Origin of the sequence: Serratia sp. J2 (genome assembly GCF_046269175.1) — a bacterium.
In the GTDB taxonomy this organism is placed as follows: Bacteria; Pseudomonadota; Gammaproteobacteria; order Enterobacterales; family Enterobacteriaceae; genus Chania; species Chania fonticola_C.
In genome coordinates, this window is the sequence record NZ_JBKABN010000003.1 from 1 (window position 1) to 13335 (window position 13335).

Annotated in this window: 9 protein-coding genes; 2 read left to right on the plus strand and 7 right to left on the minus strand. The window is 54.8% G+C overall.

Annotated elements, in window-relative coordinates:
* Positions 1 to 100 precede the first annotated feature (100 nt).
* From ACKWMY_RS03595 to ACKWMY_RS03610, 4 genes are all read right to left on the minus strand, one after another.
* Entirely contained in the window at positions 101 to 2341 is a 2241-nt protein-coding gene (locus ACKWMY_RS03595; RefSeq protein WP_409485902.1) for a TonB-dependent receptor domain-containing protein, read from the minus strand.
* Between the two features lie 129 nt (positions 2342 to 2470).
* Entirely contained in the window at positions 2471 to 4543 is a 2073-nt protein-coding gene (locus ACKWMY_RS03600; RefSeq protein ID WP_409485903.1) for a S9 family peptidase, read from the minus strand.
* Positions 4544 to 4695: 152 nt separating this feature from the next.
* Entirely contained in the window at positions 4696 to 5496 is an 801-nt protein-coding gene (locus ACKWMY_RS03605; RefSeq protein WP_024527102.1) for a TonB family protein, read from the minus strand.
* Between the two features lie 102 nt (positions 5497 to 5598).
* A complete protein-coding gene (locus ACKWMY_RS03610; protein ID WP_024527101.1) occupies positions 5599 to 6438 on the minus strand; it encodes a ChaN family lipoprotein in 840 nt (279 codons plus the stop codon).
* 183 nt (positions 6439 to 6621) lie between these two features.
* On the opposite strand from ACKWMY_RS03610, the gene mmuP reads away from it, so the two are divergent.
* Together mmuP and mmuM are read left to right on the plus strand one after the other, a co-directional pair.
* Entirely contained in the window at positions 6622 to 8031 is a 1410-nt protein-coding gene (gene mmuP / locus ACKWMY_RS03615; protein WP_024527100.1) for an S-methylmethionine permease, read from the plus strand.
* Positions 8021 to 8959, plus strand: a complete 939-nt coding sequence (gene mmuM, locus ACKWMY_RS03620) for a homocysteine S-methyltransferase (protein ID WP_409485904.1) — start codon at positions 8021 to 8023, stop codon at positions 8957 to 8959. The genes mmuP and mmuM overlap by 11 nt, the downstream gene beginning before the upstream one ends.
* A 45-nt stretch (positions 8960 to 9004) precedes the next feature.
* On the opposite strand, the gene maeB is transcribed toward mmuM, so the two are convergent.
* The 3 genes from maeB to dhaL form a co-directional block, all read right to left on the minus strand.
* A complete protein-coding gene (gene maeB, locus ACKWMY_RS03625) occupies positions 9005 to 11284 on the minus strand; it encodes an NADP-dependent oxaloacetate-decarboxylating malate dehydrogenase (protein WP_024527098.1) in 2280 nt (759 codons plus the stop codon).
* A gap of 331 nt (positions 11285 to 11615) precedes the next feature.
* Positions 11616 to 12578 (minus strand): sugar-binding transcriptional regulator, encoded by a 963-nt coding sequence (locus ACKWMY_RS03630; protein WP_024527097.1) that lies wholly within the window; start codon positions 12576 to 12578, stop codon positions 11616 to 11618.
* A gap of 99 nt (positions 12579 to 12677) precedes the next feature.
* A complete protein-coding gene (gene dhaL / locus ACKWMY_RS03635; protein WP_074031461.1) occupies positions 12678 to 13334 on the minus strand; it encodes a dihydroxyacetone kinase subunit DhaL in 657 nt (218 codons plus the stop codon).
* Between the last annotated feature and the right edge of the window lies 1 nt (position 13335).

The window sequence follows — 13335 nt, forward strand, 5'->3', positions numbered from 1 at the left end:
TGGCTATCTCCCGATGATCTGTCGGGGATCTTCTCCGCTAAGGCGGAGAAGATCAAGACATAAGGGTTGGGGTGAGGGGCCGCAAACGCCTCAAATCAGCTTAGAAGCGCACCTCGCCACCAAACAGATAAGTTCGACCGCGGGCGGTGTTGGCCGCAGTAGCCTCATCCCCTTGGATCGGCAGCATATTCAGTTTGTTAAGCGCATCGGAATAGCTTTTATCCATCACGTTTTGCACGCTGAATTTCAGCAATAGGTTACGGTTTATCTGATAGGTGCTGTACAGATCGATAACGGTAGGAATATTTGGCATCTCCTGTTTCATCAACTTCCCGGTTTGCTCACTCATTTCAAAATCAGGAGAAAGACGGCGAGCCTTGCCGGTATATTTGATGATGCTGCCCACGGTCAGCGCTTCGTCAAAGAAACGTAACCCGCTATCCAGAGTAAAATACATGTCCGGCAGTTCGTTGATATCTCCCGCACCAAAGTAGCTACTGGCGATAGAGGTAGGCTGGTCGGTGTGCTGTTTGCTAAATGAGGCACGGGCAAAGCCGCGGCCAGCATCATAGTTGGCTTCCAGCTCCACCCCGTGGGTACGCACCGGCGTCAGGGAGTTGACGTAGATATACATGTTATCCGAGAACTCTTCGCTGGCATCGCTCCAGTCATTCTGCAAGTTCTCACCCAAACTACACTTGCGGCCATTTCGGCACACCATGTAAGACTCGCTAAAGATATAGTTTTTGATTTTACTGGTGTAAACCACCGCCTTAAAGCGCAGGGTATCCTGCTTGAACAACAGATCGTTGCCGCTGAGGTTAAAGCCGGCCTGCCAGGTTTCTGCACGTTCGCCTTTCAGGAACGGGTTCATCGAAGCGCCTCCGGAGTTAGAGAAGAACACTTCCTGGATGTTGGGGGCACGCATCGATTTGCTGTAGCTGGCAAAAGGTTGCAGCCAAGGCGTGACCTGCGCAGACAGCATCACCGAAGGGTTAAATCCGTGCTCCTTCAGGTCGATGTTGGCACTCCCCTGCGGAAAACACTCCACCCGCAAATCACAGGCCGGTTTAAAGCCAGTGAGCTTGTTGTTGGCATAATTGAGATTGAGATCGAGCTGGTAGATATCACGGTTGAGTTGCAAGCCAGTGTACAGGCTGGCGATACGCTGGTCGCCCGACGGGGCAAAGGTGTTGTTCTCGATCGCCTCATGTGCCGTCTGCGGATCCTCAATCTGCGATTCGACGTGCTTGTCGTACTGGTTGCGCATCAGTTTACCGCCGTAGGTGAACGCTACGTCGGTCTGCCACAGGCTAAAGCGGCTGGTATTATTGATATCCAGCGCGTCGGAGCGGTTTTCCGCATTGGTATTAAAGAAAGTGAACAGTGAATCACTGTCATACTTCTGATTACCCTTGCTGTGGCTGGCGGTCATATTCAGATCCACCCACTCAGAAAATGGCGCGTAGTGATATTTGAGATAAAAATCGTTGCTGTCGATATCGCGGCGCGAGAATTTATTCTGGTAAGTTCGGGCGGATAATTCAATGCTGTGATATTCGTTGGGCTTGATATCCACCTTGAACAGGTGCGATTTGGGGTTTTGCTTCATAAACTCGTCGTAACCAAAATCTTCACTGCTCACGCCGTCGCCGTTGTTGAAGTTGGAATAGATGGAGCTGCCGCTAATGGCAGCCATCACGCCCAAGCTGCCGGTATCGGTGAACGCAGCCCCTTTGGCCCCAACGGCGATCATACCGCTGCGGCCAATACCGTTACTGCCCACGGAGAACTTGGTGCGCACGCCAAACGGATTATCGGCAAACACCACATCATCCACGCCGATAGTGCGGAAGTTGGCGCTGCCAGCCAATGCGTTCACCCCAGATGCACCGCTGTTCTCGCCACGCGCCACGTCGACCCCAACAATAAAATTCGGATCGATCAGCACACCGGATTGATTGTTGGTAGAACCATGGGACATCACGCCAGAGGTCGAGGTGCCAAAATAGCTCTGGGTAATGCCATCAACCATGGTATTTACCCGGCCAAAACCACTCATCCCACGAATATTGACGCTGACCGCCCCTTGGCTGGGATCGATTTGAGTAAAGGTGCCGGGCATGCTGCGCAGGATATTATCTATCGACTGTAGATTTTTATTTTCGTCGCGCGAGCTGAATGCCCCAGGCTTTTCCAATGCCTCCTGTTCGCTGTTATTAGTCGCCGCCGAAACGTTCAGCGGGCTGAATAGCGCTTGGCCTTTATTTTCTGCAGCCAACAGCGGGCCAGACAAAACCATACCGGTGCCAACCGCACCAATAAGCAGTTTAAATTTCATATATCCCCTAAAGTATTGCTATCAAAATCAGTGAGTGATCAATGCTCAGCAGAAAATACCGCCAGGTAGGCGGAAATTAATTATGGTTATTATCTGCCGCGCAGCCATTAAGCTGCGCGGCCAAGAGCCTTATTTTTGCGCTTTTTCGTCCATTGCTAAAATAAAGCTGTATTCCAGCGCGCTATTTTCCAATCGACTCAAGCGGCCCGATTTCCCCCCGTGGCCCGCCGACATATCCGTGGACAGCAATAACACCGCATCCCCCTGCTGGAATTGGCGCAGCTTCGCCACCCATTTGGCGGGTTCCCAATACTGCACCTGTGAATCATAAAGTCCACTGGTGACTAACAGATTCGGGTAGCGCTGCGCGCGCACATTATCGTACGGACTGTAGGACTTGATCAGCGCATAGGGCTGCGGCTGATTGGGGTTGCCCCACTCCTCGTATTCACCGACGGTCAACGGAATGCTGTCATCCAGCATCGTCGTCAGCACATCCACAAAAGGCACCTGAGCCACCACCGCGTTATACAGTTGGGGAGCCTGATTGATCACCGCCCCCACCAGCAAGCCTCCGGCACTGCCTCCCATCGCGTAAACGCGCCCCGGCTGCCCGAATCCCTTATCGATCAGCGCCTGAGTGGCATCGATAAAGTCATTGAAGGTGTTTGGTTTGTTCGTCAGTTTGCCCTGCTGATACCAGTCTTGCCCAAGCTCACCGCCGCCGCGGACGTGGATCAGCGCATAGACGAAACCGCGATCCAACAGGCTAATGCGGTTGGCGCTGAACGCCGGGTCCATACTCATGCCATAGGCACCGTAGCCATACACCACCAGCGGACTTTTGCCAGGTTTGAATTTGGCGCTGTTGTATACCAGCGAGACCGGCACCTTTACTCCGTCGCGGGCGGTGATCCACAAGCGCTCACTGTGATACAGGCCTGGTTCTACGCCCTTCACTTCCTGTCGTTTCAGCAACTCGCGTTTACCGCTGTTGAGATCCCATTCATAGGTGCTGGTTGGCGTGGTCATGGCCGAATAGCCATAGCGCAGGCGGTCACTTTCCGGGTCCGGGTTGTAGCCCAGCCAGGCCATATAGCTGGCATCATCAAACGCAATGCTACGTTGCTCGCCCCCTTGCCAGGCAATCTGCCGTAAATGCACCAGGCCCTCACTGCGCTCTTTCACCACCAACCAGTCACGAAACAGGGCAAAGCTTTCCAGCTCACCGTTTTCCTGTGGAGCGATCAGCGGCTGCCATGGCTGGCTCGCGGACGCAGTCTGGTACAAACCAAAGTGCGGGCTTTGATGATTGGAACGCAGATAAAACTCACCGCGATAATGGTCGAGGTAATATTCGCGCCCGGCCTGACGCGGGGCAAAAAGTTGTACCGGAGTTTGCGGCCGGTTGGCGTCGAGCAGACGCACTTCGGAAGTGGTATTCCCGCTGATGGTGACAATCACGTAATCCCGCGAAGAGGAGAGACCCAAGCTCAGGTAAAATGCCCCATCGTTTTCCTGATACACCAGCTTATCGGCCGCAACCGGCGTACCAAATTGATGGCGGTAGACCTGATAGGGTGACAGCGTTTGGGGATGATTGCGCACATAGAACAAGCTGTTGCCGTCGTTGGCCCACACCATATTGCCCGAGGTGTTTTCAATCACCTCTTTGGCCCAAGCGCCGCTAGCCAGATCGCGCAGGGAAATGCGGTACTGCCTGCGCCCTTGAGTATCCTCCGCCACGGCCAGGCGGCGGTTATCTTCACTGACCGCCATTCCCCCCACGCGGTAATAATCTTGGCCCTGGGCGCGCTGATTGGCATCCAGTAACGTCTGCCAGGCGGAGCCATCCGCAACGGCCTGCCGCTGGTAGACGGCAAACTCCTTACCCGCATCAATGCGTTCCTGATAGCGGTAGCCATTGAGCTGGTAGGGAACCGAGCGATCTTCCGTGCTCATGCGGCCCAGCATTTCGTGATACAACCGATCGCGCAGCGTCTGATACGGCTGCATCACCTGTTCGGTATAACGGTTTTCCGCCGTCAGATAAGCCAACACCTGTTTATTCTGGCGGCCATCATCACGCAGCCAATAATAATTATCGATTCGTGTTTCGCCCTGGGCGGTTAATTTATGCGGAATAATTTCAGCCTGGGGCGGCTGCGCGGCCACCTTGGTGGCAAAGTTTAATAACCCCATAGAAATCAGTAGATAAGTTACCAAAGGCCTGCGGCAGCGAGCCGATTGAACAGGTAATGTCATAACCCCTCACAATAATTTGAGCGTAGTAACCCCCTCCTATTGCGTGCAACAAGAGATAACGCCTGATGGGTAAATACTTTTTGGCTGGCTTACAACAACGCCAGGTTAAAATCCACTGCCATGGTCACGGCAATTTTGCCTTGGCGCAGCATCTCCGCTGGTGGCGAAGGTAACGGCTGCGCACGCAATATCACCGCCAGCGCTTCACGATCTAACGACGCGGTAGCGGAGGGCGTTTTCAGTACGACATCGGCCACTCGCCCCTGAGCATCCACCACAAAACTCACCACCGGTGCCCCCGAACGCTGACGCCGTTTGGCGTCTGCCGGATAGCGCTTCACTCGGTTGAGCATCCCTTTGACCTGGCTCTCCCAGGAAAGCTTGGCCTGTGCCTGCGCGCTAGAATCGCTGTTTAACGGAGCCGCCACGCGCTGTGCCAGGTTTTGCGCCTTGGGTGCCGCCGTGCTGGCTGCTGCGGAATGCGTGACGTCTTGCTCTTTCTCCATCGGAGTTGGCGGCTTTGGCGGCGCTTTACGCTGCTGCTTATGCGCATTTTTACTGCGCTCGGCCACCACAATTTTTGCCGCCTCGGCACGTGCCAGTTCGGGCATCTCCGGCTCCCGCTGCTGTTGCGCAGGCTGTGCTGCAGAACTGTCCGCTTGTTGCTGCACCCCCAGCGGCAACGGTTTAGGCTGGCTTGGCGCTTCGATCTGCGCCGCCCAACTGAGCATGATCGCCGGTGGCGGCATCAGCACCGGCGGCAACGAAGTTTGCGGCCAGTAAAACAGCCATACCAGCGCCAGATGAACGCCTAGCGCATACAGTAAACCACGCCCCCAGCGCGGCTGCGGCAGAGCAGCCGCCTGAGTGCTATAAGGCTGACTAAACATAGGGATAGTAGATTACCTAATTGCGAATGATTGCAGATCACATTTGCTAATGATAATCATTTGTAAATATTAATGACAGATCTTTTCGCTATCCTGACGTAATCATTTTGCGGTTGGCGTGACCCACAGGTAATCCGCCATGGACCGATCGATGGCCATGCCCTGCTCTGCCAGCATCAACACCGTAAATTTGGCACCGGGCTGCAGATCCTGGATATGCAGCGGCACACCTACCGTTCTGGAGGCATGATATCCGCCCGCCATCAGCAGTGCAGGGGTGGGTGCAGCCAGTAAACTTTCGGCCATACGGCGATCGCGCTGCTGCTGAATGGCGAGCATGGCATGCAGCTGCACCTCATCAATTTTGCCGTCATGGGAATCACGGATGGTGACAGCAAGCGCCTGCTGAACTTCTGGGCGCACGGAAAGCTGGCCTTTGGGGAATTCGGGCCGCTGATAAAACGCCATGATTTCGCTGCGATCGAGGTTGGCGGATAACAGAGGATAAGGTGCACGCATCGCCGCCATTACCACGTCACCATACAGTGACCACTTCCAACTGGTTTGCCAAGCTGTCAGTTCAGCTACGCGGCTATCACGTACCGTCGGTTCGGTTTGCAGCCACTGCTTTACTTCATCCACTTTGCCTTGCTGGCTGGGCGTGATCATCTCCATCAGCACGCTGCCCTGCGGTCTTAGCTTAGGTAATTGCTCTACCAGCCACAGTTCGATCTGGTGGTGATAAGGATTGTCGTGCTTTTCACCCACGATCACCCGTGGCTGATCTGCCAGGCGCGTCAGTAACTGCTGCGGCGTCAATATCTCGCCACTGCGTAAATCAACAATCTTGCCTAGCGTGGTAATGTCGCTTTTCGGGGGAGAGGTCGGCCCCTGGCTACAGGCCGTAAGCACCAACGTTGCAAACAATATCAGAAACTTCATGTTGTCTTTCCTTACACAAAAGTGGCGACATTATAGATAATAATTATCATTTGCATATAGAAATTGGCAGCACCTGGTGGCCGACACCTGTTTTTTCGTTACCGTGTTTTGAGTTACGTTGATTTCGCGTAATGGAACGGGTATAACTGATAGCCATTTAGACGTCTATACGGATAGGGTGTTATGCAACCTGCCGCTGAAGGGCAATTCAAACGCACCATGAAAGCCCGGCATTTGGTGATGCTGTCGCTGGGCGGCGTGATCGGTACCGGTCTGTTTTTCAACACTGGCTATATCATCTCCACTACCGGTGCACTAGGCACCCTGCTGGCCTATTTGATTGGCGCTGTCGTGGTCTATCTGGTCATGCTGTGTCTGGGGGAACTTGCCGTCGCCATGCCGGAAACCGGCGCATTTCACGTCTATGCGGCACGCTATCTTGGCCCGGCAACCGGCTATACCGTTGCCTGGCTGTACTGGCTGACCTGGACCGTCGCGTTGGGCTCCAGCCTGACTGCCGCCGGTTTCTGTATGCAATACTGGTTTCCACAATCACCGGTCTGGTTGTGGTGCCTGATTTTCTGTCTGGCCATTTTTCTGCTCAACGTCATTACCACCCGCTTCTTCGCCGAAAGTGAATTCTGGTTCTCGCTGATCAAGGTGATCACCATTCTGGCGTTTATCGTGCTAGGTGGTGCAGCCATGTTTGGCCTGATCCCGATGAAAGACGGCACACCAGCGCCCTTCCTGAGTAACCTGACCTCATCGGGTTGGCTGCCCAATGGAACGTTACCGATCCTCATGACCATGGTAGCGGTCAATTTCGCCTTCTCCGGTACTGAGCTAATCGGCATTGCAGCGGGCGAAACCGAAAATCCGGAAAAAGTGGTGCCCTGGGCCATCCGCACTACGGTGGTCCGCCTGATGGTGTTCTTTATCGGTACGGTATTTATCCTGGCAGCGCTGATCCCTATGGAGCAGGCCGGGATCGTGAAAAGTCCGTTTGTTCTGGTCTTTGAGCGCATTGGTGTGCCTTATGCCGCCGATATTTTTAACTTCGTGATCCTGACAGCCATTCTCTCGGCCGCCAACTCCGGGCTGTATGCTTCGGGGCGCATGCTGTGGTCGCTGGCCAATCAGCGCACCATGCCTGCCTATTTTTCACGGGTGAATGCGCGCGGGATCCCGATGAATGCATTGACGTTCAGCATGCTCGGCGGCGTGCTGGCCCTGTTGACCAGCGTGATCGCTCCCGATACGGTGTTTGTGGCACTGTCTGCCATCTCCGGCTTTGCGGTCGTTGCCGTCTGGCTGAGCATCTGTGCCGCCCACTACGTTTTTCGCCGCCGCTATCTGCGCAGCGGTCAGCCAATTGAAGGGCTGAAATACCGTGCACCAGGCTATCCGCTGACGCCTATTGTCGGCTTTGCGCTGTGTTTATTGGCCTGTATCGGTCTGGCATTCGACCCAGAGCAACGCGTGGCGCTGTATTGCGGCCTGCCGTTTGTGGCGATCTGTTATCTGGCCTATTACCTGACCCGGCGTTCCGGGCAGAAAAACCTACTGAACACCGGAGAAGAACATGTCGGTTAACAACCCTCTGGCCGCCTTGCTGGCCGATAACCGCACGTTGATTTTGGACGGGGCAATGGCCACCGAACTGGAGGCCCGAGGTTGCGATCTCACCGATCCGTTGTGGTCGGCAAAAGTGCTGATTGAAAACCCGGAGCTGATTTATCAGGTGCATCTGGATTACTTCAATGCAGGAGCACAGTGCGCCATTACCGCCAGCTATCAGGCCACGCCCCAAGGTTTTTTACGCCGAGGCCTGGATGAGTCGCAATCGTTGGCACTGATCGCCCAAAGCGTCCATCTGGCACAGCAGGCGCGCGCCGATTATCTGGCCCAGCGCCCGCAGCGATTGCCTTTACTGGTTGCCGGTTCGGTCGGCCCTTATGGTGCCTATCTGGCGGATGGATCCGAATACCGTGGCGACTACCATCTGCCGCAAGCAGAGATGATCGCGTTCCATCGTCCGCGTATCACTGCTCTGGCCAATGCTGGAGTGGATCTCCTGGCATGTGAAACGCTGCCTTCGTTCGCCGAATTACAGGCCCTGCTGGCGCTGCTGGAGGAATTCCCAGCGCTGGGTGGGTGGTTCTCTTTCACTCTGCGCGATAGCCAGCATCTAAGCGATGGTACACCACTGGCCGTCGTCATGGCTGAGCTTAACAATAACCCTCAGGTACTGGCAGTAGGCGTCAATTGTATCGCGTTGGAAAACGTCACGCCGGCGTTGCAGCAGCTTGCCGTGCTGAGCAATAAACCGTTACTGGTTTACCCTAACTCCGGCGAACACTACGACGCGGTGAGCAAAACCTGGCACAGCTGCGGTAACCACCAGCATCATCTGATTAATCAGTTGGCCGATTGGCAGCATGCCGGGGCCCGCTTGATTGGCGGCTGTTGCCGAACCACGCCTGCCGACATTCAGGCGATTGCCGAACGCTGCCACGCATAAAAAAACCCCCTGTGGCCGAAGCCGCAGGGGGTCTCTTTTACGCTATCACAGCGGTTGGGTTTGTGCTTCCACTACGGCCAATGCCACCATGTTGACGATACGGCGCACTGAGGCGATCGGCGTCAGGATATGTACCGGTTTCGATACGCCCATCAATACCGGCCCTACCGTTACCCCCTCGGAAGACGAGACACGCAGCAGGTTGTAGCTGATCCGTGCCGCTTCCATACTTGGCATGATCAGGATGTTGGCCGCGCCTTTCAGCGGGCTGTCCGGCATCAAATCGTGGCGGATACTTTCCACCAGCGCGGCGTCACCGTGCATCTCACCGTCGATCTCCAATCCTGGCGCCATCTGATTGACCAGTTCCAGCGTTTTACGCATTTTGCTCGCCGACGGGCAATTGGAAGAACCAAAGCTGGAGTGGGACAACAGCGCCACCTTCGGTTCAATCCCGAAGCGCCGTACCGTGTCTGCCGCCATCAGGGTGATTTCTGCCAGCTGTTCCGGCGTTGGGTCATCGTTGACGTAGGTATCGGCGATAAAGGTGTTGCCACTCGGCAGCAGTAAGGCGTTCATCGCCCCTGCCACATGCACCCCTTCACGGAACCCGAACACCTTTTCCACCACGTCATAATGCTCGTGGTAGCTGCCGATGGTGCCACAAATCATCGCGTCAGCCTCACCACGGTGCAGCATGATGGCAGCAATCAGCGTTGGGTTACCGATCACCGCACGGCGAGCCTGCTCCTGGGAAACACCACGGCGCTTCATGATCTGGTAATACTCACCCCAGTATTCATTAAAACGTGGATCGGACTCGTTATTCACCACTTCAAAGTCTTTGCCCGCCGTCAGCTGCAGGCCGAGTTTCTTCAGGCGCATTTCAATTACGCTTGGGCGGCCCACCAGGATCGGATAAGCCAGCCCCTGCGATACCAGCTCTTGAGTGGCATGCAGCACGCGCTCTTCTTCACCTTCGGCCATTACCACGCGTTTCACTTCTTTCTTCGCCTGGGAGAAGATCGGCTTCATAAACAGGTTGGTTTTGTAGACGAACTCGGTCAGTTTCTCCACGTAAGCATCAAAGTCTTCGATCGGGCGCATCGCCACGCCGGAATCCATGGCTGCCTTGGCTACCGCCGGGGCGATTTTGACAATCAGGCGCGGATCGAACGGTTTGGGAATGATGTATTCCGGGCCAAAGGAGAGGTCCTGATCGCCATACGCCGAAGCCACCACGTCGCTCTGCTCTGCCAGCGCCAGATCGGCAATAGCGTGCACGCAGGCCAGCTTCATCTCTTCGTTGATGGTCGTGGCCCCCACATCCAGCGCGCCACGGAAGATGAACGGGAAGCACAGCACGTTGTTCACCTGGTTGGGATAATCAGAACGGCCAGTACAGATGATCGCATCTGGGCGCACCGCTTTCGCCAACGGCGGCAGAATTTCCGGTTCCGGGTTAGCCAGCGCCATGATCAGCGGATCTCTGGCCATGGTTTTCACCATATCCTGCGTCAACACGCCAGGGCCGGAGCAACCCAGGAAAATATCGGCATTGGGAATGGCATCCCCCAGCGTACGCTGGCCGTTATCCGCAATGGCATACGCCGCCTTGGTTTCTTCCATCTTGGCGTCGCGGCCCTGATAGATCACGCCTTTGGAGTCGCAAACGGTGATGTTCTGCTTGCTCAGCCCCAACGCGACCAGCAGGTTCAAACAGGCAATCGAGGCCGCACCGGCTCCCGATACCACCAGGCGTACGTCGGAGATGTTTTTCTTCACCACCCGCAAGCCGTTGAGCACCGCAGCGGTGGTAATAATCGCCGTGCCATGCTGATCGTCATGGAACACCGGGATCTTCATACGCTCACGCAGCTTCTTCTCAATATAGAAGCACTCGGGCGCTTTGATATCCTCCAGGTTAATGCCGCCGAAGGTCGGTTCCAGCGCGGCGATCACGTCAATCAGCTTGTCAGGATCGAGTTCATCGACTTCGATATCGAACACGTCAATACCGGAAAATTTCTTAAACAGAACCCCTTTACCTTCCATGACCGGCTTACCGGCCAGCGCCCCGATATTCCCCAACCCCAGCACCGCGGTGCCGTTGGAGATCACCGCCACCAGGTTACCCTTGGCGGTATATTTATAAGCGGCCAGCGGATCGGCGGCAATTTCCAGGCAGGGAGCAGCCACGCCCGGCGAATAGGCCAAGGCCAGATCGCGCTGTGTAGCTAGCGGTTTAGTCGGCGATACCTGGATCTTCCCTGGGACCGGAAACTGATGGAAATCAAGGGCACTCTGTTTGAGCTGTTCGTCCATTATGGGTTCCTTTGCTTTCTTCTTTTATGTTGAGGTAAGGCTTTATCGCTGAACTAGTATAGTGAGAGAATCGTCACAAACTTTGAAGCGTGCCATAACCTTGGGCGAAACTTGTAAATAAAAGTTAAAAGGAAGTTAAGCGAACAGAAAAGCAGCAATTTTGGTTATGCCTGCGTCAGTCGTTTACCACTCACGCAGCAAATCTCACTGTCGCTTCCGTTGCATTGCTCAAGTGCCAGGCGGGCAAGGTTCGCAGGTAGAATGTGGCCTGGAGGGGGAGAAGTGCAAAGGGTTCAACCTGACGCAGTTAAACCCCTTTTTACCGTAGCGATTACTGTGACATATTAAGAATGGTGCGGATGTTGAGGGCACTGGTCGCGATAATATCGATCGCCCCGGTGCGCAGCGCGCCCAGAATAGCCAACGCTTTGGTATTCTCAGAGGCAATGGCGATCACACAAGGGATTTTCCGCAGTTCATCAATGCTCAGGCCAATGACGCGATCGTTCATCACCGTATCCACATGCATCCCCTGCGCATTGAAAAAGTCATAACCGGCGATATCACCGATCACTCCCTGATTCAGACTGGCATCAATGATCTCGTGGGGAGTAAACCAGCCAAGTTTTACCATGTAGCTGTTTTCATTCATATCACCAATGCCCACCAGAGCCACATCGGCCTTGCGCGCCCGATCCAGGGTTTCCTTGATGGTGCCGTTTTGCATAAACGCCTCTTTCAGCGCCCGGTTTTCAACATACGCCGGGGCATACAGCGTCTCGCTGCTACCACCAAACTTCTTCGCCAAACGGCGGCTGATGTGGTCAGCATTTATAGCGTCACCAGGGCGATGCGTCCCCCCAATGCCACAGATAAATTTACAGCTTTTTGGTGCCACGCTGCCCACATGGTCGGCGATCGCGGCCACGTTACGCCCTTGGCCAACCGCCAGCACCATATTATCTTTCAATGACATAGCCAGATAGCCGGAAACCAATGCTGCTACCTGACGCCGCTGTTCTTCCTCATCCTGATGATCCAGCGCGATTAATGCACGGCTGAGGGAAAAGCGCTCCAGCATTTGCTGCTCCAGCCGGGTACTGAATACCGGATGATAGCGGACGGTGATCTCAACAATGCCTTCTTCTTTAGCCCGTTTGAGTAAACGCCCGACCTTAATCCGTGAAATACCGAACTTTTTTGCAATCTCCTCCTGAGTGATTTCGTCCTGATAATAAGCCACGGCAATTTCAGTCAGCAGTTCGTTATCCTGGGATCCTGTTTTTTTTTCCATCCGTTACACGTTTCCCCACGGCAGATTAGTCTTTTTCAATAGAAGATGGGTTCAGCATGCCGAACCCATCTTATCGCATTGCTCGCTAGTATAACCTGTTCAAGCGGCAACGGTATTCAAGCGTTGTTCTACCGCATCAGCCAGTTGGCATAAAAGTAGACAGCAGGATACCGCACCGGCATCCAGCGCACCGCGCGAACGTTCCCCCAACCGGCTCGCGCGGCCAATCTTGGCAACCAGATCGCGGGTTGAATCACGTCCGGCAACGGCAGCCTGTTTCAGCTGTTCCAGCGATTCACTGAAGCTATTACCGCGCCGAACCGCCTGCTCAAACCCTTCGATCGCAGGGATCAGCGTATCCATCAGGCATTTGTCGCCTACGCCAGCGCTGCTGATGTCTTGCAGTTCAGTGAGCCCATTGCGCAGCATGGCCAGAAAAACCTGTTTATCCAGCGCCGTTTTATCGCGCACGCCGTCGGCCATGCCCATGAACAGACTGCCATACAGCGGCCCCATCGAGCCACCAATCCCTTCCATCAGCGCGTCCGCTACCGCGTCGAAAGCCTGTGCCAACGACAGATTTTGGCCCTTGATGGACTCACCACATAAGGTGAAGCCTTTTGACATATTAATGCCGTGATCGCCGTCGCCAATCGCACCATCTATCTCACTGAGATACTCACGATTGCTGACAATCACGCCAATCAGCGCCGTGACGATCTCATTGCCATACTGCGTCGAAATTTGTGTGGTCATG

Bases quoted from the DNA above. Each gene is read 5' to 3' on its own strand.
- ACKWMY_RS03605 (WP_024527102.1), bottom strand. From the start codon at position 5,496: ATGTTTAGTCAGCCTTATAGCACTCAGGCGGCTGCTCTGCCGCAGCCG.
- ACKWMY_RS03610 (WP_024527101.1), bottom strand. From the start codon at position 6,438: ATGAAGTTTCTGATATTGTTTGCAACGTTGGTGCTTACGGCCTGTAGC.
- ACKWMY_RS03630 (WP_024527097.1), bottom strand. From the start codon at position 12,578: ATGGAAAAAAAAACAGGATCCCAGGATAACGAACTGCTGACTGAAATT.
- maeB (WP_024527098.1), bottom strand. From the start codon at position 11,284: ATGGACGAACAGCTCAAACAGAGTGCCCTTGATTTCCATCAGTTTCCG.
- dhaL (WP_074031461.1), bottom strand. From the start codon at position 13,334: ATGACCACACAAATTTCGACGCAGTATGGCAATGAGATCGTCACGGCG.
- mmuP (WP_024527100.1), top strand. From the start codon at position 6,622: ATGCAACCTGCCGCTGAAGGGCAATTCAAACGCACCATGAAAGCCCGG.
- ACKWMY_RS03600 (WP_409485903.1), bottom strand. From the start codon at position 4,543: ATGGGGTTATTAAACTTTGCCACCAAGGTGGCCGCGCAGCCGCCCCAG.
- ACKWMY_RS03595 (WP_409485902.1), bottom strand. From the start codon at position 2,341: ATGAAATTTAAACTGCTTATTGGTGCGGTTGGCACCGGTATGGTTTTG.
- mmuM (WP_409485904.1), top strand. From the start codon at position 8,021: ATGTCGGTTAACAACCCTCTGGCCGCCTTGCTGGCCGATAACCGCACG.